At 70.3% G+C, this 21,782-nt stretch carries 16 protein-coding genes, 2 tRNA genes and 1 pseudogene; 10 read left to right on the forward strand and 9 right to left on the reverse strand.

What is annotated here, in order from left to right; genetic code table 11:
- On the forward strand, positions 1–431 hold a 431-nt coding region (locus ABZ656_RS36855; RefSeq protein WP_360274019.1), incomplete at its 5' end, for a triphosphoribosyl-dephospho-CoA synthase.
- Here the strand turns inward: ABZ656_RS36855 and ABZ656_RS36860 are convergent.
- The 4 genes and pseudogenes from ABZ656_RS36860 to ABZ656_RS36875 all read right to left on the reverse strand — a co-directional run bounded on the left by ABZ656_RS36860 (position 403) and on the right by ABZ656_RS36875 (position 6,702).
- Positions 403–1,755: an MFS transporter gene (locus ABZ656_RS36860; protein WP_360274022.1), complete on the reverse strand. Its 1,353-nt coding sequence runs from the start codon at positions 1,753–1,755 to the stop codon at positions 403–405. The two genes, ABZ656_RS36855 and ABZ656_RS36860, sit on opposite strands and share 29 nt — an antisense overlap.
- A gap of 259 nt (positions 1,756–2,014) precedes the next feature.
- Positions 2,015–3,385: pseudogene (locus ABZ656_RS36865) on the reverse strand (PLP-dependent aminotransferase family protein); the annotation flags it as partial.
- A gap of 139 nt (positions 3,386–3,524) precedes the next feature.
- Positions 3,525–4,976, reverse strand: a complete 1,452-nt coding sequence (locus tag ABZ656_RS36870) for an aminopeptidase P family protein (protein WP_360274057.1) — start codon at positions 4,974–4,976, stop codon at positions 3,525–3,527.
- A 190-nt stretch (positions 4,977–5,166) separates the two neighbouring features.
- Positions 5,167–6,702 (reverse strand): PP2C family protein-serine/threonine phosphatase, encoded by a 1,536-nt coding sequence (locus tag ABZ656_RS36875; RefSeq protein WP_360274060.1) that lies wholly within the window; start codon positions 6,700–6,702, stop codon positions 5,167–5,169.
- A 481-nt stretch (positions 6,703–7,183) separates the two neighbouring features.
- Between ABZ656_RS36875 and ABZ656_RS36880 the strand changes: the two genes are divergently transcribed.
- Together ABZ656_RS36880 and ABZ656_RS36885 are read left to right on the forward strand one after the other, a co-directional pair.
- A complete protein-coding gene (locus ABZ656_RS36880; RefSeq protein WP_101398972.1) occupies positions 7,184–7,849 on the forward strand; it encodes a bifunctional DNA primase/polymerase in 666 nt (221 codons plus the stop codon).
- A 55-nt stretch (positions 7,850–7,904) separates the two neighbouring features.
- On the forward strand, positions 7,905–8,576 hold the full coding sequence (locus ABZ656_RS36885; RefSeq protein WP_360274025.1) for a hypothetical protein: 672 nt from the start codon (positions 7,905–7,907) through the stop codon (positions 8,574–8,576).
- Positions 8,577–8,839: 263 nt separating this feature from the next.
- Here the strand turns inward: ABZ656_RS36885 and ABZ656_RS36890 are convergent, their stop codons facing one another.
- The 3 genes from ABZ656_RS36890 to ABZ656_RS36900 form a co-directional block, all read right to left on the reverse strand.
- A complete protein-coding gene (locus ABZ656_RS36890) occupies positions 8,840–9,805 on the reverse strand; it encodes a DUF5926 family protein (protein ID WP_101398971.1) in 966 nt (321 codons plus the stop codon).
- Positions 9,806–10,051: 246 nt separating this feature from the next.
- Positions 10,052–10,690, reverse strand: coding sequence for an ATP-binding protein (locus tag ABZ656_RS36895; protein WP_360274029.1), 639 nt, complete (start codon positions 10,688–10,690; stop codon positions 10,052–10,054).
- Positions 10,691–10,827: 137 nt separating this feature from the next.
- Entirely contained in the window at positions 10,828–11,637 is an 810-nt protein-coding gene (locus ABZ656_RS36900; protein ID WP_101398969.1) for a glycerophosphodiester phosphodiesterase, read from the reverse strand.
- A gap of 267 nt (positions 11,638–11,904) precedes the next feature.
- On the opposite strand from ABZ656_RS36900, the gene ABZ656_RS36905 reads away from it, so the two are divergent.
- The 7 genes from ABZ656_RS36905 to ABZ656_RS36935 all read left to right on the forward strand — a co-directional run bounded on the left by ABZ656_RS36905 (position 11,905) and on the right by ABZ656_RS36935 (position 19,406).
- The gene (locus tag ABZ656_RS36905) at positions 11,905–13,389 is read left to right on the forward strand and encodes a trypsin-like peptidase domain-containing protein (RefSeq protein WP_360274032.1); all 1,485 of its coding nucleotides are present in this window, start codon (positions 11,905–11,907) and stop codon (positions 13,387–13,389) included.
- Between the two features lie 607 nt (positions 13,390–13,996).
- A complete protein-coding gene (locus tag ABZ656_RS36910; RefSeq protein ID WP_101398967.1) occupies positions 13,997–14,641 on the forward strand; it encodes an RNA polymerase sigma factor in 645 nt (214 codons plus the stop codon).
- Positions 14,638–15,702: a CU044_5270 family protein gene (locus ABZ656_RS36915; RefSeq protein WP_360274035.1), complete on the forward strand. Its 1,065-nt coding sequence runs from the start codon at positions 14,638–14,640 to the stop codon at positions 15,700–15,702. The genes ABZ656_RS36910 and ABZ656_RS36915 overlap by 4 nt, the downstream gene beginning before the upstream one ends.
- A 948-nt stretch (positions 15,703–16,650) precedes the next feature.
- Positions 16,651–17,877 (forward strand): PP2C family protein-serine/threonine phosphatase, encoded by a 1,227-nt coding sequence (locus ABZ656_RS36920; protein ID WP_360274038.1) that lies wholly within the window; start codon positions 16,651–16,653, stop codon positions 17,875–17,877.
- A gap of 56 nt (positions 17,878–17,933) precedes the next feature.
- Positions 17,934–18,027, forward strand: a tRNA-OTHER gene (locus tag ABZ656_RS36925).
- Between the two features lie 193 nt (positions 18,028–18,220).
- A complete protein-coding gene (locus tag ABZ656_RS36930) occupies positions 18,221–18,496 on the forward strand; it encodes a hypothetical protein (RefSeq protein WP_129592042.1) in 276 nt (91 codons plus the stop codon).
- Positions 18,497–19,319: 823 nt separating this feature from the next.
- Positions 19,320–19,406 (forward strand) — tRNA-Ser (locus ABZ656_RS36935).
- 919 nt (positions 19,407–20,325) lie between these two features.
- On the opposite strand, the gene ABZ656_RS36940 is transcribed toward ABZ656_RS36935, so the two are convergent.
- Positions 20,326–20,757: a hypothetical protein gene (locus tag ABZ656_RS36940; protein ID WP_360274042.1), complete on the reverse strand. Its 432-nt coding sequence runs from the start codon at positions 20,755–20,757 to the stop codon at positions 20,326–20,328.
- Positions 20,758–20,767: 10 nt separating this feature from the next.
- On the reverse strand, positions 20,768–21,688 hold the full coding sequence (locus ABZ656_RS36945) for a bifunctional DNA primase/polymerase (RefSeq protein WP_360274045.1): 921 nt from the start codon (positions 21,686–21,688) through the stop codon (positions 20,768–20,770).
- Between the last annotated feature and the right edge of the window lie 94 nt (positions 21,689–21,782).

The following is a 21,782-nucleotide window of genomic DNA, read 5'->3' on the forward strand; positions in this document are numbered from 1 at the left end:
GCCACCCGCAGCCGCTGGCGGCGTCCATGTCCGCGAAGTACGGCGCGGCCGGGGCGCGGGGTGAGGCACGCGCCGGATTCCCGCACGTACGGCGGGCGTTGGACGCGCTCGCCGCCTCGCGCTCCGCCGGTGCGTCCGAGCCGTACGCCCGGCTCGACGCGCTCCTCACCGTCATGTCCACCCTCCAGGACACCGAGTTGCTGTACACGGCGGGCCCGCACGGGCTCCGGCACGTCCAGGCGGGTGCCCGGGGTGTGCTGGAGGCGGGCGGTATGGCGACGGAGGCCGGCCGCGCGGCTCTGGCCGCCTTCGACGGCGACCTCCACACGCGCGCGTGGAGCCCCCGTGGCACGTGGGGACTGCTCGCCGGCGCCCTGTTCGTGGATTCGCTTCCGGTAGTGGTCAGTTCACCGGTACGGGTTGCTGCCTGAGCTGGTCCTGGTCCTGGTCCTGGTCCTGGTCCTGATTCTGATTCTGATTCTGATTCTGATTCTGATCCTGATTCCGGTCCCGGTCCCGGTCCTGGCGGTGGGCTGTCACCTCGCGTGTGGCGGCCCACCGCACCGCCGGGCCCATCCCGTACGAAGCCCCCAGCATCAGTCCCCCCAGCAGCAGCCATCCCGGCGTGCCCCAGCCCACCAGCAGCGCGGTCAGGACCAGCGGACCCGCGGTGCGCGCCACCGTGACGCCCGTGCCGAAGAAGCCCTGGTACTCGCCCATGCGGTCGGCCGGGGCGAGGCCGAAGCCCACCTGCCAGGAGCCTGCGGACTGCTGCATCTCGGCGAAGACCTGGAGCACCGCGCCCGCCACCAGGACCCCGGCCGCGACCCACGGCGAGGCACCGGCCGACAGCGCGAAGACCGCGCAGGACACCAGCATCATGAGTCCGGAACGGCGTATCGCGCGCGTGGCCGGGGCGAGGCCGGTGACACCGCGCGCCATCCGCACCTGGAAGACCATCACCGCACCGGTGTTGAGGACGAACAGCGCGGAGACCAGCCAGGCGGGCGCCTGGGTGCGCTCGGTGATCCACAGCGGGATGCCCAGACTGAGCAGCGGCATCCGCAGCAGCAGCACGGTGTTGAGGAACGTGACGAGCACGTACGGGCGGTCGCGCAGGACACCGGCCCCGTGACCGCGTCGTACGGTCACTCGTGGCACGGACGGCAGCCGCAGCAGTACACCCGCGCAGAGCAGGAAGCTCACCGCGTCGAGCGCGAACACCCCGAGATACGCGTGCCGTGTTCCGGTGTGCAGTGCGAGGCCGCCGAGGCCCGCCCCCACCGCCAGGCCGGCGTTGAGGGTCGACTGAAGACGGGCGAGCAGCCCGGTCCGCTCCCCGGCCGGTATCAGCCCGGCGAGCAGCGCCTGCCGGGCCGCCCCGAGCCCCGACTGCGCGGAGGCGTACGCGCAGGCCGCGAGGACGAAGGGCAGGAAGCCGCGGACGACCAGGAAGGACGCCACCGCCGCTCCGGTCGCAAGGGCCAGCAGCACCGCCGTGCCACGCGGCCCGCGCCGGTCGGCGAGCCGCCCCAGCGGTACGCCGACGAGAGAGCCGATCGCCCAGGCGACGGTCAGTCCGAGCCCCACGCGCGCGGGGGCCAGTCTCACGACGTGTGTGAAGTACAGCGCGGAGGTCACGTAATAGGCGCCGTCGCCCACGGAGTTGGTCAGCTGGGCGAGGGCCAGGACGCGTTGCGGTCCCGCGGGCGGGACGAGGCGGCTCGACTGCGCGGATGCTGCCGGATTCGTCATGGCTTCGACGCTACGGGCCCAGTGGACCCGTCAACAGGCCCAATCCTCAGGCCTTTTTGCGACCCAATTGGCTCCCGCCCGACACCCCCTGGTTTCCGTCCAGCACTCGCCCCGACACCCCCTGGTTTCCGTCCAGCATTCGCCCCGACACCCCCTGGTTTCCGTCCAGCACTCGCCCCGACACCCCCTGGTTTCCGTCCAGCATTCGCCCCGACACCCTCCGGCTCCCGTCCAGCATTCGCCCCGACACCCTCCGGCTCCCGTCCAGCACTCGCCCCAACGCCTCCAGCGCTTCCGGATAGATCCGCTCCCGGGGAGTCCCGTAGCCCACGACCAAGCCCTGAGGCCGCCCCTCGCCGCGCTCGTGCCAGTGCTCGCCGAGATGCCCGACGGCTAGCCCCTCCTTCTCGGCCCGCGCCAGTATCTCCGCCTCGTCCGCCACGTCCACCAGCGCGTGCAGCCCGGCCGCGATACCGCGTACGTTCCCGCGCGCCCCAAGCCGGTCGAGCAGCTGGTCCCGGCGTCGCCGGTACCGCAGCCGGCAGGCGCGCACATGTCGGTCGTACGCGTGGCTGGTGATCATCTCGGTCAGCGCCAACTGGCCGATGGACTCGGTGTGATGGTCGCTGTGCAGCTTCACGTCGGTCACCGCGTCGACCAGGTGCGGCGGCAGCACCATCCAGCCGAGCCGCAGCGCGGGCCCGAGCGTCTTGGACGCCGTACCCAGGTAGGCGACCTGCCCCGGTGCCATGCCCTGGAGGGCGCCGACGGGCTGCCGGTCGTAGCGGAACTCACCGTCGTAGTCGTCCTCGACGATCAGCCCGCCCCGCGCGCGTGCCCAGTCGGTGAGCGCCCGCCGCCGCTCGGGGTGCAGGGTCACCCCGGTCGGGTACTGATGGGCGGGCGTGACGACGACCGCGTCCGCCTGCGAAGAAGTCAACTCCCCGGCGCAGGCGCCCCGTTCGTCCACCTTCAGCGGCACCACCGTGCCCCCGCCCCGCCGCACCACGTCCCGGTGGAACGGGAGCCCGGGGTCCTCCATCGCCACCACCCCGCCGTCCAGCACGCGCGTGAGGAGCGCGAGCCCCTGCACGTACCCCGAGGTGATCACGATCCGCTCGGGCGGCGCGATCACGCCCCGGGCCCGTCCCAGGTAGCCCGAGAGCGCCGTCCGCAGTTCGATCCGGCCGCGCGGGTCCCCGTAGTCGTACGCCAGGGAGGGCGCCGTCGCGATCGCGCGGCGCAGTGCCCGTAGCCACGCCGCGGCCGGGAACGTACCGACGTCCGGGCTGCCGGGCCGCAGATCGAAACGGGGCGCACGTGCGCGGGGAGCCCCGACGGCCTCCGACACGGCGTCCGCGGGAAGCACCGCGACCTCGGTGCCCGACCCCTGCCGGGCCGTCAGGTACCCCTCGGCGACCAGTTGGTCGTACGCACCCTTGGCCGTCCCGCGCGAGATGCCGAGTTCGGCCGCGAGCCGCCGGGTCGGGGGCAATCGTGTGCCCGGAGCGAGCCGTCCGTCGCGCACCGCGTCCCGCAGAGCCCGTTCGAGCCCGGTCCTGCGCCCCGCGGCCACGTCCGGCTCCAGATGCAGATCCACCCCGACACCGGACCAGAAGTCGTCGCCCACTAATCCCCCCCGTGAGTTTCCCGCGCCCAAAGAGGCGCGGGGAACTGCGCGACCAGCCAAGACCTACCCGCAGACGAATGGCCGGGCACTTCTCGTACCCGGCCATCAAGCCCTACGCCAGCCCTACGCCAGCCCTACGTCAGCCTTTCAGGGCCGCCATCCACGTCTCGACCTCGTCGGAGCGGCGCGGCAGCCCCGCCGACAGGTTCCGGTTGCCGTCCTCGGTCACCAGGATGTCGTCCTCGATGCGCACGCCGATGCCCCGGTACTCCTCTGGGACGGTCAGGTCGTCCGCCTGGAAGTACAGGCCAGGCTCGACGGTCAGGCACATGCCCGGCTCCAGCGTGCTGTCCACGTACGTCTCGGTCCGTGCGGCGGCGCAGTCGTGGACGTCCATGCCGAGCATGTGGCCGGTGCCGTGCAGGGTCCAGCGACGCTGCAGACCCAGCTCCAGGACACGTTCGACCGGGCCCTCGACCAGACCCCACTCGACGAGCTTCTCGGCCAGCACGCGCTGCGCGGCGTCGTGGAAGTCGCGGTACTTGGCACCGGGCTGCACGGCCGCGATACCGGCCTCCTGGGCCTCGTACACGGCGTCGTAGATCTTCTTCTGGATCTCGCTGTAGCGGCCGTTGACCGGCAGCGTGCGCGTGACGTCGGCGGTGTAGAGCGTGTGCGTCTCCACGCCCGCGTCGAGCAGCAGCAGATCTCCGGAGCGCACGGGCCCGTCGTTGCGCACCCAGTGCAGCGTGCAGGCGTGCGGGCCGGCGGCGCAGATCGAGCCGTAGCCGATGTCGTTGCCCTCGACCCGGGCGCGCAGGAAGAAGGTGCCCTCGATGTAGCGCTCGCTGGTCGCCTCGGCCTTGTCCAGGACCTTCACGACGTCCTCGAAGCCGCGCACCGTCGAGTCGACGGCCTTCTGCAGCTCGCCGGCCTCGAAGTCGTCCTTGATCAGCCGCGCCTCGGAGAGGAAGACCCGCAGCTCCTCGTCGCGCTCGGCGGTGACCTTGTCGGTCAGGGCCGCCTCGATGCCGGCGTCGTAGCCGCGCACGGCCCGGACCGGTCCGGTGGCCTCGCGCAGCTTGTCGGCCAGCTCGCGCACGTCGGAGGCGGGGATGCCGTACAGCTGTTCGGCCTCGATGAGGGAGTGGCGGCGGCCGACCCACAGCTCGCCCTGCCCGGACAGCCAGAACTCGCCGTTCTCGCGGTCGGAGCGCGGCAGCAGGTAGATCGTCGCCTTGTGCCCGTCGGTGGTGGGCTCCAGGACCAGGACGCCGTCCTCGGTCAGATTGCCGGTGAGGTACGCGTACTCGACCGAGGCGCGGAAGGGGTAGTCCGTGTCGTTCGAGCGGGTCTTCAGGTTGCCGGCCGGGATCACCAGGCGCTCGCCCGGGAAGCGCGCGGAGAGCGCGGCGCGGCGGGCGGCGGTGTACTCGGCCTGCGCGATCGGCGTGAGGCCGCGCAGCTCGGTGTCGGCCCATCCGGACTTCATGTTCTCGGCGAGCTCGTCGGACACGCCCGGATACAGGCCGTTCTTGCGCTGCTTGATCGGCTCTTCTTCGCCCGCTTCGTCAGCGGCATCGTCGAGCACGGCTTCCGGGGTCTCCGGGTTGAGCGCCTCCGACACGGTCTGCCTCCTAGATACGACTTTGGACCTTCCCCCCCCAGCTCTCCGCTGTGCCGGAGCAGGGGGACACCCATCATCGTACGGTCGTACAGAGGTGGGCCCAGGGTCGGAAGTCCTCTTACGCGCAGAACTCAGCACGCGCGGCCCGAGGGCCTCACTCGAAGCGCGCCGCCAGCAGTACGACGTCCTCCGCGCTGTCCGCCTCGTCCAGCCCGTCCGGCAGCACGGACCGCAGAACATGGTCGGCGAGCGCGCCGGGGTCCGCACGCAGCGTCCTGGGGACGCTGGCGGCCGCCGCGTGCAGCCGGGCGAAGGCGCGGTCCATGGGGTCGCCGGTGCGGTGCAGCAGGCCGTCGGTGTAGAGCAGCACAGTCTCGCCGGGCTCGGCCGTCAGTTCGACGCTGGGCGCCTCCCAGCAGGCGAGCATGCCCAGGGGCGCGGACAGGGAGGTCTCCACGAACTCGGTGCGCCGCGCGCCGATCACCAGCGGCGGGCTGTGTCCGGCACCGGCGAGCGTGACCTTGCGCAGGGCGGGCTCGCAGTACGCGAAAAGGGCGGTCGCGGAACGGGCGGGCTCGGTCAGGCGCAGCAGCAGCTCGAGGTCGGACAGGACGGCGACGGGGTCCTCGCCCTCCATCACGGCGTATGCCCGCAGGGAGGCCCTCAGCCGGCCCATGGCGGCGACCGCGCTGGGCCCGGCCCCGGTGACGGAGCCGACCGCGAGGCCGAGCGCGGCGTCGGGCAGCGGCAGCGCGTCGTACCAGTCGCCGCCGCCGCGCGGGCCGGTGCGGTGCCGGGCGGCGAGCTGGACACCGGAGACCCGGGGCAGTCGCGGCGGAAGCAGCTCTTGGGAGATCGTCTTCATGCACGCGCGTGTGCGGTCCAGTTCCAGCAGCCGTGCCAGGTGCTCGGTCGCGTAGCGGGCGTAGAGGCCGACGAGGTGGCGCTGGCGCTCCACCGGTTCGGCGGGTTCGTCGTAGAGCCATACGGCGGCGCCCAGGCGGCCCGCCGCCTTGGTGGACAGGGGCAGCGCGTAGCTCGCGGCGTAGCCGAGCCGGGCGGCCACCTCGCGGTGGCGGGGGTCGAGCCCGTCCTCGGAGAGCAGGTCGGGCTGGGAGATCTCGCCCTCGCCGCCGGGCAGTCCGTCCAGGATCCTGCCGTACGACATGGCGCTGCGCGGGACGGTCTCGATGTGGCCGAGATCGGCGCGGGCGAGGCCCAGGCCGATGGTGGTGTCCGGGCCGAGTCCGTCGCCCGGTTCCATGACGACGAGACCGCGTCGGGCGCCCACGAGGGCGGCTCCGGCGCGCAGCAGCTCCTGCAGCGCGTTGCTCAGTGTCGCGGTGCGCACCAGGCGCTCGGTGAGTTCGTGGAGGGTGGTGAGGTCGGACACCCAGCCGGCGAGCCGATCTTGGAGAACGGCTCCGGGGCCGGTGGACGAGGTGGCCGAAGAAGAGCCCGTTGCGGAACCCGTCGCGGAACCCGTGACGGACGTCGTCGGCGCGACAGTGTGTGCGGGCGCGGGAACCGTTGAATCGATTCCGGCCACTTTCGGAACGTGAGGGGCGTTCATGGCGTCCGGCTTTCCGACCGGTGCGTATTGCTCAATAGCATCGCAAACCCCTATGTCGTTCTGCGCCGCTAGCAGTGTCTCCACATGTACACGCACTCGTGAGGGGATGTCCAGCATTGTCCTGCTGGGATTCCTGGTGTCCATGAGACCGTCGGTAACCCTTGCGGGAAAGCAAAGTTGGCTTAAAACTGACTCGGGTAACGGGTTATTGAGGTCGACTGGCCTCGTTCGACGGAGCGTCACAGCGGTCGTGATGGGTACGTACTCGGTGAAGGCCAGGGGTGGTTGGGATCCGCCCGGAACCTGGCGACGGACCCGGGCGTCTTAACCACCGACGACCGTGCCCCATCCTCCCGTGGCGGAGGCGGCAAGAAACAGCGGGACGGCAAAACGCCAGGCGCCGCCACCCCACGCCATGCCCATGCTTTAGACAGACGCAGTATGGACGCGGACGCAGCCAATGCTCGGCCCAGATGGGTTCCCCTTGCCTCGCGCAAGGGTGTGATGCGCCAGCAGGTACGCACAGTGAAGTGATCGACACATGGTGTGATGTGATCCACGGTGTTGCCAGGCGTGCAACGGAAAGGAACGAGCGCTCATGCGCGAGATCCTCGGAAGGCGACGCAGGCTCCTGTCCAGGCGAAACAACGGGAGGCCTGAGATGCTCAGCGCGGCCCTGACCTTCGCGACCGATTGGCAGTGGCCCGTACTCCCGGGCGTGGCACCGGACCCGCAGGGGCGTGCCCGCTGCGGGTGCCCGGACCCCGAGTGCACGGTGCCCGGTGCTCACCCCTTCGACCCCGGCCTCCTCGCGGCCACCACCGACGAGCGGATGGTGCGCTGGTGGTGGACCAACCGGCCGTCCGCACCCATCGTGCTGGCCACCGGAGGCACGGCCCCCTGCGCGGTGAGCCTGCCCGCCCTCGCGGCGGCCCGCGCACTCGACGCGCTCGACCGCACGGGCATGCGTCTCGGCCCGGTCGTCGCGGCGCCCACGCGCTGGGCGATCCTCGTCGCGCCCTACTCCATGGAGCAGCTCGGCGAGCTCCTCTACGCCAAGGACTTCGTGCCGGGGTCCCTGCGCTTCCACGGCGAGGGCGGCTACATCGCGCTGCCCCCGTCCGAGACCGGTCAGGGCCAGATCCGCTGGGAGCGCGCACCACTGCCCGGATCGGCCGCGCCCTGGGTGCCCGATGTGGAGGCCGTGGTGGACGCGGTGGTGGAGGCGCTCACTCGTACGGGTGTGAGCGCGCCCGAGTTGTAGGGTGCCCGGCGCGCGGTGAGCCGCGCGCCCACCCACGCTCGTTATGTTCCGCACTATGCAGCGTCATTCCGGGGGACACAGAGCCCCATCGTCTCTACGTGCCGGGCCGGACCCCCAAAGGGTTCGCCTGGTGGCGCTGGCGGGCCTCGTGGTGTTCACGGTCGCCCTGCCACTGACCGTGGCCTCCGCGGGACCTGTCGGTGACGGGAGCTCCGAGGCCGTACGCGCGTCCCGGAGGATCGACGACAAGGGAACGGTCGCCCCTGCCGCGCCCCGTTCCGCTTCCGCGACCCCTCCCGCTTCCGCGCCCGTGCCCCGGCTCCTGGGCCTCGGCCGGGCCACCGCCGCCCGCTGCGGCCCCGAACTCTCCTCCCCCGACGGCATCGAGGCGCAGACCTGTGTCATGACCCAGGGGGAGGACACCTGGGCGCGTACCTACTACCGCAACGCGACCGGTGACGAGCTGAGCTCCGCACTGAGCCTCATGGGCCCCGGTGGCCGCAGCGTGGAGATGAACTGCGTGGTGGGCGCCGAGGACGACCCGGGGGTGTGCGAGACGCCCAGAGGGCGTACGGCGGGGGGTGTGGGGGCGTACACGGCGGTCGCGGAGTTCGCGAGGAGCGCCGGGAGCGGGCCGATGCTGCTGCGGTCGGGAAGCGAGGCGGAGAGCGCCTCGGAAAGCGATTCCGAGAGCACCTGGGGAAGCGGACCGGAGGGCGGCCCGTAGAGCGCCTCGGGGAGCAACTCGCCCCCGTAGCAAGGCGGTTGACGCCGCAGGGAAATCCGTACATGGAAAGACCCGGTTGCTGGCGACGGGGGATGCACCAGCAACCGGGCTACTCGAACGGTAACAAGAGATCGGCGGTTCGCAAATTCGATCTCGGCTATTCGGACACGGATTTACCTGTCACCGCCGGGAGTTGTGACAGGAGTCACCTGTTCCGCGAAGCACCGACCAGCTGACCGGTCGGTCGGTGTCCCCGCTGTGTGTCAGCTGAGTGTGACCTGTCGGTTCGTGAGGCCGCCCCGTGCCCGCCGCTCGTCCACGGTGAGCGGTGCGTCCGAGGCCAGGGCGGCCGCGAGGCGCTCGGCGAACTCGGCCGCCGGCTTTTCCACATCGTCGGCCGTGACGCCCGTCGGCAGGTCCCAGACCGGCACCGTGAGTCCGTGCGCACGGAAGGAACCGACCAGCCGGGTGCCCTCGCCGAGGCTCGAGCGACCGGCCGCGTGCAGCCGCGCGAGTGCGTCCAGAAGCTGCTCCTCCGGGTACGGCATCACCCAGCGCAGGTGGTTCTTGTCGGGGGTCTCGCACCAGTACGCCGCGTCCACGCCGGAGAGCTTCACGGTCGGGATCGCCGCCGCGTTGGCCCGCTCCAGGGAGGCGGTGACCTCCGGCGTCGAGTGCTCCGCGTCCGGGACCCAGAACTCGAAGCCCGAGTGCACAACTGGCTCGAACGTGCCTTCGGGGTCGAGCAGTTCCTGCAGTCGCGGGCCGTCGGCCGGGGCGCGGCGGCCCTGGATCGGGGTGCCAGGCTGCGCCGTGAGCGCGCGCTGGAGGGTGTCGGCGAGGTCGCGGCTGATGTCGCCGGACGGCGTGTCGTTCTGCAGGCCGATCAGGACCGAGCCGTCGTCGCGGCGCAGCGCGGGCCAGGCCATCGGCAGGACGGTGGCGAGCGTCACCGAGGGAACTCCCTCGGGCAGGCTCTCCTTGAGCTTCAGCTCGACCGTCGCGGCGGGTACCAGCTCGCGCAGCGCGACCCAGTCGCCCTCGCTCGGCAGGCCCTCGAAGGGGCGCTGGACCAGCTCCGTCACCGCGTGTGCGGCCGCCCGGCCGTGGCAGGCCTTGTAGCGGCGGCCGCTGCCGCAGGGGCAGGGCTCGCGAGCGCCGACTACCGGGATCTCCCCGTCCTTGAGCTGAGGCTGCTTGGCCTTCGTCTGGGGTCGCTTCTTGGCCATCGTGGGTGTCTCCCGATCACGGCTCGTCTCGTACTGGCGCGAGCCTAGCCGCTCGTACGTCGGCCGACGGGACCCTGTGGACAACGCACCGAGTCGTCCCGGAACAGAGCCCTCCGTCCGGGGTATCGTCCCCCGCCCCGTCGGGGGTTTCCTCCCCGTCCCGTCCTGGTGTGCGCGGTGGTCGGTCCGTCCGGTGGGTGTGGCGGGTGTGGCGGGTGTGGTGAGTGTTCGGTCCGTGCGCGGTCGTCAGTCCAAGTCGTCGAAGACGTCCGCGAAGTCCAGCGCGGGCAGCCCCGCCACGCCCGGTGACGCGACGCGCGTAGCGAAGTCGTCCCGCCGGCGCGCGGCGGCCGTGTCCGTCACGTCGTCCTGGACGACGACCCACACGGTGACCTCTCCGCGGGTGTCGTCCCGTACGCCCCAGTCCTTGGCCAGCGCCGTGATGATGTTCAGCCCACGGCCGCCGTGCGCGGTGACCGAGGGCGTGGCGGGAACCGGGCGGGTCGGACCACCGCCGTCCGTCACCTCGACGGTGAGCCTCCCGGACGCGTCGACGCGCCAAGCGGCCCGGACGTCGCCGTCCCCGGCCAGGGCGTCGCCGAGGGGCCTGCCGTGCCGGCACGCATTGCTCAAAAGTTCGGAAAGGATCAGTACGGCGTCGTCGATGACCGATTCCGTCACTCCACCGGTGCGCAGTTGGTCGCGCATCCGATGTCTTGCTCTCCCCACGCCCGCAGGGCCATGGGGAACGGCCATGCTCGACGACGTGGGCACCTCCTGTGCCACCACCAACGCCACCCCCGAGACCTCCTTTGCCCCACGCCACGGAGTGGATGCCCCTTTGCACTGGACCGGAAACCGGCCAATCCACGTCTGCTGACGCACTCGTAACGATCAAATACGGAACGAACGCGCCGGTGCACTCCCTGTAACCGTGTGGCTGGATTCCGGCGGTGATTGACGTGGTCGGACGGCCGTTGTCGGCGCTTCGAGCGGTGGTTTCCGGACGGCGAGCCGCGAGGTCAGCGGCCGAGTTGGTGCAGCACCGCGCGCGGGCGGTTGGTGATGATGGCGTCGATGCCCAGTTCAACGCAGAGATCGACGTCCTCGGGTTCGTCCACCGTCCAGACGTGGACCTGATGACCGGCTCTTTTCAGCCGTTCGATGTATCCGGGGTGACTGCGTACGATCCGCATCGAAGGGCCCGCGATCCGGACACCGGCCGGCAGCCGTCCGTCGCGCAGCCGGGGCGAGATGAACTGCAGCAGATAGACCGTCGGCAGCGTCGGGGACGCGGTCCGGACGCGGTGCAGGGAGCGCGCCGAGAAGCTCATGACGCGCACCGGAGAGGCGGCGGCGTCCGCCGGCGCGTCCAGGCCGAAGCGCTTCAGGAGGAGCAGCAGCCGGTCCTCGACCTGGCCCGCCCAGCGCGTGGGGTGCTTGGTCTCGATGGCCAGCTCCACACGGCGGCCCGCGTCGGCGACGAGTTCGAGCAGCCGCTCCAGGGTGAGGACGGAGGTGTCCTCCGGGTCCCCGGGGGCGTATTCCCAGTCGGGGGACTCGTCGCGGTTCTTCCAGGAGCCGAAGTCCAGGGCGGCGAGCTCGGCGAGCTCCAGGGCGGAGACGGCTCCGCGGCCGTTGGACGTACGGTTGATGCGGCGGTCGTGCACGCAGACGAGATGTCCGTCCGCGGTCAGCCGTACATCGCACTCAAGGGCGTCCGCACCGTCCTCGATCGCCTTCTTGTACGCGGCCAGGGTGTGCTCGGGAGCCTCTTCGGAGGCCCCGCGGTGGGCGACGACCTGAATCGGGTGCTGTCGTGCGTGGGTCACCGCGTCATGGTGCCACCGTCACGGGGCCGACGTGGGGGCCGAGGCGTCAGGAATGTTTCTTTTAGTATAAAAAGCCCGATATAAAGGATGGTCCTGGACCCACAGCCACCGCTTATGGTGCTCTGACGTCCCGTGGGAAAAGCTGACGGCGTACAAAAAAGCACATGCACACCAGCACAGCTGCATCGCGCCGGACCGTCTGACAAGCGTGAGTGAGCGTGACCGAGTGCGACCGAGAACAACAGCCGTGGACCGAGGAGAAGAGCTGTGAGCACCGAGAACGAGGGCACTGCAGTACCCCCGGCCCCGTCCGCACCTCCTGTGCCGGTGGAAACTCCCGCTGCTTCCGCGCAGAGCGCTGCGCCCGAAGGGGGCGCGCCGACCGCCCAGATCCCGACGGTGCCTCCGAGCGCCCCCGGCGCACCGGAGCAGACACCGGCGTACGCGTCGTTCGGCGCCGGGGCTCCCGGGGCGCAGGGACACGACTCCGGGGCGCCCGGAGCGCCGTTCTCCGCCGCTGAGGCGGGCTGGCCGCCCCCGCCGCCCGCCGTTCCGTCGTACGCGGACGGTGGCGGCTCGGGAGCGGGCGGCTGGGGCTCCTCCTACGGGCAGCCCGCGCCGAAGTCCAAGAACGGGCGCGGCGGCCTGGTCGCGGCGATCCTGGTGGCCGCGCTGGTCGCGGGCGGCGTCGGCGGCGGCATCGGCTACTCGCTGGCCAAGAACAACGACAGCTCCACCGACTCGACGACGGTCTCCGCGCCGAGCGGCAGCGGTGATGTGAAGCGGGCCTCGGGCACGGTCGCGAACGTGGCCGCCAAGGCGCTGCCGAGCACCGTCACCATCGAGGCCGAGAGCAGCAGCGGCTCGGGCGGCACCGGCACCGGGTTCGTCTTCGACACCCAGGGGCACATCCTCACCAACAACCACGTCGTGGCGGACGCGGTCGACGGCGGCAAGCTCACCGCGACCTTCCCCAACGGCAAGAAGTACGACGCCGAGGTCGTCGGCCACGCGCAGGGCTACGACGTCGCGGTCATCAAGCTAAAGAACGCGCCGTCGGACCTGAAGCCGCTCACCCTGGGTGACTCCGACTCGGTGGCGGTCGGCGACTCCACGATCGCGATCGGCGCGCCCTTCGGCCTCTCGAACACGGTGACCACGGGCATCATCAGCGCCAAGAACCGCCCCGTGGCCTCCAGCGACGGCAGTGCCAGCAGCAAGGCCTCCTACATGAGCGCCCTGCAGACGGACGCCTCGATCAACCCGGGCAACTCCGGTGGCCCTCTCCTGGACGCCCAGGGCGCGGTCATCGGCATCAACTCGGCGATCCAGTCCTCGAGCAGCGGCGGTCTGGGCGGTACCAGCCAGTCCGGCTCCATCGGCCTCGGCTTCGCCATCCCGATCAACCAGGCGAAGCACGTCGCCCAGCAGCTGATCAAGACCGGCAAGCCGGTCTACCCGGTGATCGGCGCCTCGGTCTCCCTCGAGGACGGCACCGGCGGCGCGAAGATCACCGAGCAGGGCGCGAGCGGTTCCGCGGCAGTCACCTCCGGCGGCCCCGCCGACAAGGCCGGCCTCAAGCCCGGCGACGTCATCACCAAGCTGGACGACCAGGTGATCGACAGCGGCCCGACCCTCATCGGCGAGATCTGGACCCACCAGCCCGGCGACGTCGTCAAGCTCACCTACACGCGCGACGGAAAGACCCACACCGCCGAGGTCACCCTCGGACAGCGCGACGGCGACAGCTGACCGGTTAGTCTCGTCCCCGCGCCACCGACGATCGCCGGTGGCGCGGGGTGGGTTGCCCGAGCGGCCTAAGGGAACGGTCTTGAAGAACGTGAGGACGTGAAAGCGTCTCCGTGAGCTCGGATCGCACCGCCACCGCAGGTCATAGACGTGCTGGTCAGATGGGGTGCCTCTCGCTGAGAGGCACCCCATCTGCGTCGGGTCTGTCTCACCTTGATCCGGCTCCGCCACGTTGTGGATCAGCGTGTGTGGACCAGGCGTGGACCGGATGTCGGGCCGCGGGCGGGGCAGGCACGGGTCTCCCGTTGATCACAGAGCGTCGCACCTCCATGATCACCAGGTCCTGCGCCTGTTCTACTACCGGGGTATCCAAACGCGCCTACCTGCGCGAGCTCTTAGAAGATCTCCTCAGATCGAGCCGATTGACAGACAAGACCTCTCCACTCGACCCCTGCTGCTCAACTGCCGTGCCGCCCAGTAGTTGCTGGCGCCCGAGATGTCGCTCAGCTCACGGAGACGGCGGACGTGATGCGCGAGCCGGCCGCGGAGCCCCATGTCTCCTGACCGTGTGACGCACGCCACGGGAACCTGCCCTGCCGCGTGGACAAGGATGGACGTGGACTACTCATTGCACACCCGGATACGGGCAGGCGACCCCGAGGCGTTCCGCGAGCTCTTCCGTGACCACGCCCGACTGGTCCACCGGCACGCGGTGCGCGTGACCGGGGACTGGACCGTCGCCGAGGACATCGTCTCGCTGACCTTCTTGGAGGCGTGGCGGCTGCGCGTCAAGCTGCGGGACGAGGGCGACAGCCCGCGCCCCTGGCTGATGGGCATCGCCGTGAACGTGCTGCGCAACACCACCCGCGCTGCGCGCCGCCACCAGCGGGCCCTGGAGCGCCTGCCGGCCAAGGAAACGGTCCCGGACTTCGCCGACGAACTCGTCGGCCGCATAGCCGATGCCGACCAACTGGCCGCCGCCCAGCGGGTGCTGAAGAAGCTGCGCCGGAGCGAGCGCGAGGTCTTCACGCTCTGTGTGTGGTCCGGGCTCAGTTACGCGGAGGCGGCGGCCGTGCTCGGCGTCCCGGTCGGCACCGTGCGCTCCCGCCTGTCCCGCGCCCGCAGACGGCTGAGCAAGCTGGCCGACGAAGAACTGAGGAAACGCACGGAACCGCTACCGCGCAACGGACAAGTACAGGGCGGCCACACTTCTGCGGCCCGGTCACATGAGTCGTACGAGGAGAGGTCCGAATGATCCGCAAGAAGTCCCGGCGTGAGGAGTCGCTGGACCACGCGGAACTGGCCCGGTTGCTGCCGGCGCCGGGAGAACCGCACCTGTCGCTCGACCGTCACCTGCTTCTCGAGGAGCACCTGATGAGCGAGATCCAGCCCACCGCACCCGCCCCTGCGCCGTCCCGCCGTCCGGCACGCCGTGTCCTGTTGGTCGGTGTCCCGGTCACCGCCGCCGCCCTGGCCGGCGCCTTCGTGTTCACCGCGCTGACCGGTTCCGGGGGCAGCAGCCCGGCCGTTGCCACCCCGCCCCCGGTCGAAGCGCCGGTCGTCCGCATCGAGCCCGGCAGCACCGCCCAGCTCGCCTCCACTGTCGAGCACATCGCCGCCGCCGCCTCGGCCGGCAAGACGCCCGAGCCCGGCCCGGGCCAGTACATCTACATCAAGAGCAAGGTCTCCTACCTCTCCGTCTTGCACACCGGCACAGACAGGTCCAAGACCTTGGTGCAGCCCCTGCATATCCGTGAGGCATGGAATTCCCCCGACGGCAAGCAGGGCTGGCTGGACGAGCCCGGCTACCAGCCCAAGGGCGGCATCACCCTCAACAGCGACGTCGAGAGCAGCTTGAACGCCCCCTCCTACGACTACCTCAAGACGCTGCCCACCGACCCGGACGCCCTGCTGAAGAAGATCTACAAGGAGACCAAGGGCCAGGGGAACTCCCCGGACCAGGAGGCATTCACCATGGTCGGCGACCTGCTCGGGGAGCAGCTCGCACCGGCGAAGCTGAACGCAGCGCTGTACCGGGCCGCGGCCAAGATCCCCGGGGTTGTGGTGGTGGACCATGTCAAGGACGCCGCGGGACGCGAGGGCATCGCCCTGGCCCACGTCGACCAGCAGAGCGGCGATCGCACCGAGTGGATCTTCGACCGCAAGACGTACGCCTATCTCGGCAGCCGCGGTGTCCAGGTCAAGCAGGCCGACGACGTCAAGCCCGGCACGGTCCTCGAATACACCGCCGTGCTGGAGCGGGCCGTCGTCGACGCCCAGAAGCAGCGCCCCGGCGCGCAAGGTACCGGTGCGTGAGAACGCGATCGCCCCGCTGGGCAGTGCGTATGTTGCCACGCGATCAGGACCGGCGCGTCGAGCGGCACTCTCGCCGTCGCGGGCGTCGGTCTCGAGGTCGTGGTTGGTCGGCACTGGCGCGGTGTTCATCGCGCGCAGGCGCCGCACGGCCGGCCAGAGCTGACGGCAGGCAGCACAACGCTACGAAGGACGCAGGCCGCTCGCCGTGTCGTGGGCGGCCTGCTCGTACTCCGAACCGCTCGGTGAACGGCCACTACTGGCGCCCGGGGTGTTGGCGGTCGCCCTTGCCGTCGTCTCAGCTTCGAGGCGTGCCCCTCTTGCAGCGGCTACCCCGCCGATGGCCGCACCACCGAGCGCACCCAAAAGGCCGACGCCAGCAGACACGAGTGCCACGAGTCGCCGCCCTCCAGGCGGGCGAGGTTCCCGGTGCCCTGGCTGAGCCGCAGACCGCACGGTGACCCCCTTCAGGGCTTCAAGGTCAACTCATTGCCTCTTAGGCGCGTATCTGGTCACACCCCTTGGCCGCAGCCACGTCCCGGACATGTTCGCTATGTTTGTGTCCAGGTCACAGCCGCACCAGGGACGCTCCCAGCCGGAAAAACACGCGAGACACCCCTTCCCTGTGCAGGCTGTCTCACTTTGTGACGGCCCAGGGACGGCCCGGAAAGCCGAGCCGTCTGACGGCGCGAGCTTCTGTTCCATAGCTCTACAGGGATGGGTCACGGCAGTCATGCAGGCCGCCGCCGGGTCGCTGACGGGTAACTCGGGTCGGCTGGCGCACATCGGCCGACGGAGGTGGGCGGGGATACGCTGGGAGCATTGCGGACAAACTGCGCGTGATCAGTGGCGACTCATGCATTGGTGAGCAGGAGGTGCCCAGGCCCGTTGTCCGGCGGGTTCCTGATGCCGACGAGGGAGGCGCAGAACGTGGCTGATGAAGGGTCTTGGTTGGGCGGCTTGCTGGCGTCGGTGGAGGAGGCGCCGCCGGTGGAATCGGTCGCCGTGATGGCACGGGTCCTGCAGGAGCGGATTGCCGCGGTCGAGGTGTCCTTCCTGATCACGGACCTCGGTGGTAAAGCTCTCGTACGGCTGACCGGGGCGGCTGCTGAGGGTGACGGGGGGCAGCCGGAGCAGATCGAACTGTCGGGCACTGTCTACGACCAGGTGATCCGCTCCCAGCAAGTGCAGATGGAGGTCGATAAGCGGGCGGGAGAAGCCAGGTCGGCCCCGGTCCGGGTTCTTGCGCCGGTGACCGACCGTGGGGACGCGATCGGTGTGCTGGAGCTGACCTTGGCCGCTCCTCCCGACCGGCAGACCGCACAACTCATCTGTGAGGCCGCCCACGCTCTGGCCTACGTGGTGATCGTCAACCGCCGCTTCACCGATCTGTACGAATGGGGCCGGCGCACCACACGGCTGTCCCTGGCAGCCGAGATCCAGCACCGCCTGCTACCCGATTCCTTCACGTGCGATGCCGGTCGGTTCACCGTCGCCGGTGCGCTGGAACCGGCCCACGACATCGGCGGGGACACCTTCGACTACACCCTCGATCATCGGACCCTGCACCTGTCCCTCACCGACGCCATGGGCCACGACGTGCAGGCCGCACTGCTGGCCACTGTGGTCGTCGGCGCCCTGCGCAACGCCCGGCGGGCGGGCGCCGACCTGGTCGCCCAGGCCGAGGACGCCAATCGGGCGGTCGCCCACTACGCCGACCGGGCCCATCAGGCCATCGCCGACCAATCCGACCGGGTGCATCAGGCCATCGCCGAGCACGGCGGCCAAGCCATGGTCACCGGTCAACTGCTACGTGTCGCTCTCGACACCGGCCACACAACCTTCGTCAACGCTGGCCACGTCTGGCCATTGCGCCTGCGCGACGGGAAAGTCCAGGAAATCGCCCCCTTGGTCGACTTGCCCTTCGGCATCACTCCGAACCCGGGGTACCGCGTCCAGAGCCTCGACCTGCATCCGGGCGACCGCCTGGTCCTCCTTACCGACGGCATGCTGGAGCCCCACGGTACTGACTTCGGCCTGCGCAATCTGATCGAGCAGACCGGCGACTGGCACCCGCGCGATGCTGTACGTGTCTTCACCGAAGCCGTCCTGGAGACCACGGACCACGACCCACGCGACGATGCCACCGTTCTGTGCCTGGACTGGCCCCGGCTCTGATACGGCGAACCCGACGCTGACACCGAGCAGACCTCTTCTGACGCTCACGCTCATCTGGTGCGGATATTTAATGGGCGAGTCAACCCCTCAGCGATCTTGAAAATCGTCGTGGCAGCGATGTCACCGTGGGTTCAAATCCCACATCCACCGCAGGTGAACGGCCCCTGACCAGGTAAATCGGTCAGGGTTCGTTCTCGCGCCCGCTGTCCGCCCGAGACCGTGGCTCCCCACTGTTTCCCGACCGAACGGGCACGGGAGGCACGTCCGTCGCGGTCGGCTAGGCGATCCGCAGAGAGTGTGCCAGGATCCCGCTCCGAAGTGGAGGCCGATCATGATTCGGCGCTTGATCGAGGTGGTCGGCACGCCGGTGCTGCTCGTCGGGGGAGTCGCCACCCTTGGCTGGGGCTGGCTGCCGGCGTGGGAACGTAGCAGTGTCCGCCGCCCGGTCGTGTTCGGTTGGGCACAACTGGCCTTGGCTGCCGCACTCATCACCTATCTGGTCAGCGACTCCCTGACCAACGCGCCACGCCTCAGCTTGGCGGTGAAGGTGGTCGGCATCGTTGTGATGCTCGGCTTTTGGTTGTTCAGCGGGGCTGAGTGGGAACCGCGGCGCCGCTGATTCTCTGCCTCACCCACCACTGTACGAACGACCTGGACGCCATGGGCCGCGTCTGCTCGGCTCTGCCTGGGTCGACGGCGGACGGGATGGGAGCACCCCGCGCACGCCACTACCGGCCCGCGGTCGCATACGGTGCCCCCGCCACCTCGGAGCATGAGCGCCCCCGCCGGAGGCTCGTTATGACCGAGGTACTCCGTGTCCGGGTCTCTGCTCAGGGCCGTTGCTTGCTGCGGCCCCAGGGGCCGGCCCGCGCTTGCGCGGGCACTTGAACCTGTAGAGCTGGTTGTAACTCGGTAGACACGGACGCGTGTGTGCAACCTCGTTTGATGGTTGACGGTCCCGTCTTCGGCTGCTGTCGGGGAGTGTGTTGGGTCGGTGTTGGCGGAGCTGAGGCGGGCGGGCCGAATAGCCGCCGTGGCGGATGGCGCCACCGTTCGGAGGTGACGGCAACGACGGCACACAGAGGTCGGTGATCACCGACCTTGGCCATCCAGCCAGGCCAGGGCCGAACCCCTCCGCGAGACGTTGCCCGATCCTACGGATCAGAAGGTCGCCGGGGCCTCTCTGCGCTCCTACTCCATGGAGCCGCGGGAGGGCGCGGGCACAGGGCCCAGCGGGGCCCTTCTCTCTGGGGATGCCGACAAGGCCGGCACAGCCCTAGGCTTACCCGCGTCGGCTTGGGGCCGCGGACCGGGTGCTGATGATCGGCGCAGTGGGCGTGGGACGCGGAACAGAGCCAGTGGACCCCGTGTGGACCATGGCCGCTGCGAAACGCCCGGAGCCGGTACGCTGTACCCGCTCCGCCCCTGGTGGGCGGGGCGCAGGTGGGTTGCCCGAGCGGCCTAAGGGAACGGTCTTGAAAACCGTCGTGGCAGCGATGTCACCGTGGGTTCAAATCCCACACCCACCGCAGGTGAACGGCCCCTGGCCAGGTAAATCGGTCGGGGGCCGTTCTCATGTGTGTTGTCCGTCAACCACCGTGGTTCCCCGTCAGTTACCGACCGGGCCCGGCAGAGGCACGGCATCTTCTGATCCGTAGCTCTGTGTGGTTCGGTCGCTGATGGTCATGAGGGTCGGGCCGAGGTTCTACACGCACGCCGCCGACCGGGGGTGATTGCCGTCGTTGCTGTATTTCGCTGCTGTACCGCAGCCGGCTGTCCGCTGAGAGCGTTCACGAGAGCCACGAAGACGCCCACGCCGAAGACAGCGAGAGCAACGAACCCGACCGCCACCAACGAGCAATACGAAGCGACCGCCACCATGACCCACGCCCGCCCCAAGGCCCGGTGGTGCGCGGTGTCATCGCCCCATTTCTGATCAACCATGCCGCCCCTCTCCCCGCGCACTGTACGGAGCGGTCGACGGAGCGCATCAGGTTCAGGCAGCGGACCCGGTACGGAACGCCCTGGTGGAGTCCTACCACCGTGCGGATCCGATTCGGGATCGCGGGAGCCGTTTCCTGGCGGTCGGGGCACACACTCTGGTGCGCTGACGGCAGCGGCCGTCTCCGGCGGCCGTGCCAGTCGAACATGCAAGCCACTGTACGAACGACCTGGACGTCATGGGCCGCGTCTGCCCGGCTCTGCCGGGGTCGATGGTGGAGGGGATGAGAGCCCACCACGCAAGCCGTCCAGGCCCGCAGTCGGGAACGGTTCCCCCTCCATCCCGGTGCCGGCCGATTCCTCCGCCGGAGGCATCGCCCTTGACCGTGACGGGCTCCGTCCGGTGCTCGACTCTTGGCCCCGGCCCCATCCACGGGCGGGCGGGCGTCGGCGCAGCCGGGTGCTCGCAGAGCCGCAGGGCACCCCATTCGGCATGCCCGCGACGGCTCACAGCTCGAAGTCCTGGGCGGCTTCCTCCCAGAGGATGGCGCGCAGGGCCGGATCGGCGGTGTGGCCGGACGGGATGTCGGGGGTGGCCTGGAACCACGCGACCGCGAGGGCCGAGCGGTGGAGGACGGGGTCGAGGGCCGGGTCGACCGCGCTGGAACGGAAGAGGCCGACGCAGGTGACGGCGGGTAGCAGTTCGACCGGGCCGAAGCCGCCGGCGGGCAGGTCCGGATGGTCTCGGTGGGGTGTGACGAGGCGCGTCGGGGTGTTCGGGAACGCCGCCGCCGTGCGCCGGGCCAGGCCGTCGACGATGCCGTCGTTCCAGCGCTTGAAGGGGTAGCCCTCGAGCATTCCGCCGTAGGTCGAGGTGAGACGCAGCTCGGACATCTCGACGGTTCTGCCCGAGGTGAGGGTGACATGGGTCAGTGCCATGGCGCGCAGCCTAGGGACGGGCGGTTCGTGGTGTCGTTCCGTTTTCCGGTGGCCCGGGGCGCGGGAACGTCATCCGGGACGCCGAGGCGATCGTCGAGCGGGCCTCACGTTCGGTGAGGCCGGTACGGACGGCGGCCTCGACGAGTGCGGTGGTCAGCTCCGGGCCGATGCCGTTCTCGTAGGCGCGGCAGGCGGCCCAGAAGAGGCGGGTGTTGCGCTGGCCCTCGTGGGCGGCGAGCACGAACTGGACCAGTCCTTGCCCGTGTTGGCCGGTTGCAGGGGGCGTGCGGTGGTGCGTGCGTGGCGGGGGCGTGAGCAGGCGCAGGAGTTCGCGCGGACAGGGCGCGGGCGCCAACTGCGCGGTGCCCGGGGCGGTTCCGTACACACCGTGCCCGGTGCGTGAGCCGGGGCCGACCAGGTAACCGCCGGCGCCGCGGATGTCGATGCCCGGGGCCAGTCGGCTCGCCGAGTTGGGGACGACCACGTCGGGCGGTCCGGTCAGCCAGAGGTGGCGGCCGCCGCTCGGGGTCAGCACGACCACCGTCTCCGGGATCGTGAACAGGTGGCGCAGGGCCAGTTCGCGCAGGGCGGCCGAGGAGTCCGTACCGGATTTGGTGTCGAGGTCGATGCCGATGAGGCGGTGCGGGTCGAGACCGCAGGCGATGCCGTAGCCGGTCGCCCAGGGCGCGGCGGCGAAGAGCTCGCGGATGCGGCGGGGGTCGGTGGAGGCGTCGTACACGCCGTGTCCGAAGCGGCCGCATTCGCCGCGGCAGGGAGGGGTCGTCGGGTCGGGATCGGGGTCGTCGCGGTGAGGGGAACGCAGGGCCGGGAGCTTCGTGCGGGACAGCGGGATCACCGCGAGGCCGCGTTCGGCGGCGGACAGGGCGTGGGCCAGGGCCAGGGTCGTGGCCTGCCGGTCGGTGGTGGCCATGCATCCATGTTCGTACGAGTGTTCGAAAAAAGGAAGTGCTTGCCGGGCGCGGGGGTGCCGGGAAGGCGATTCGGGAGGGATTGCCGAAAAAGGT

Source organism: Streptomyces sp. NPDC007095 (assembly GCF_040634475.1).
Lineage (GTDB): Bacteria > Actinomycetota > Actinomycetes > Streptomycetales > Streptomycetaceae > Streptomyces.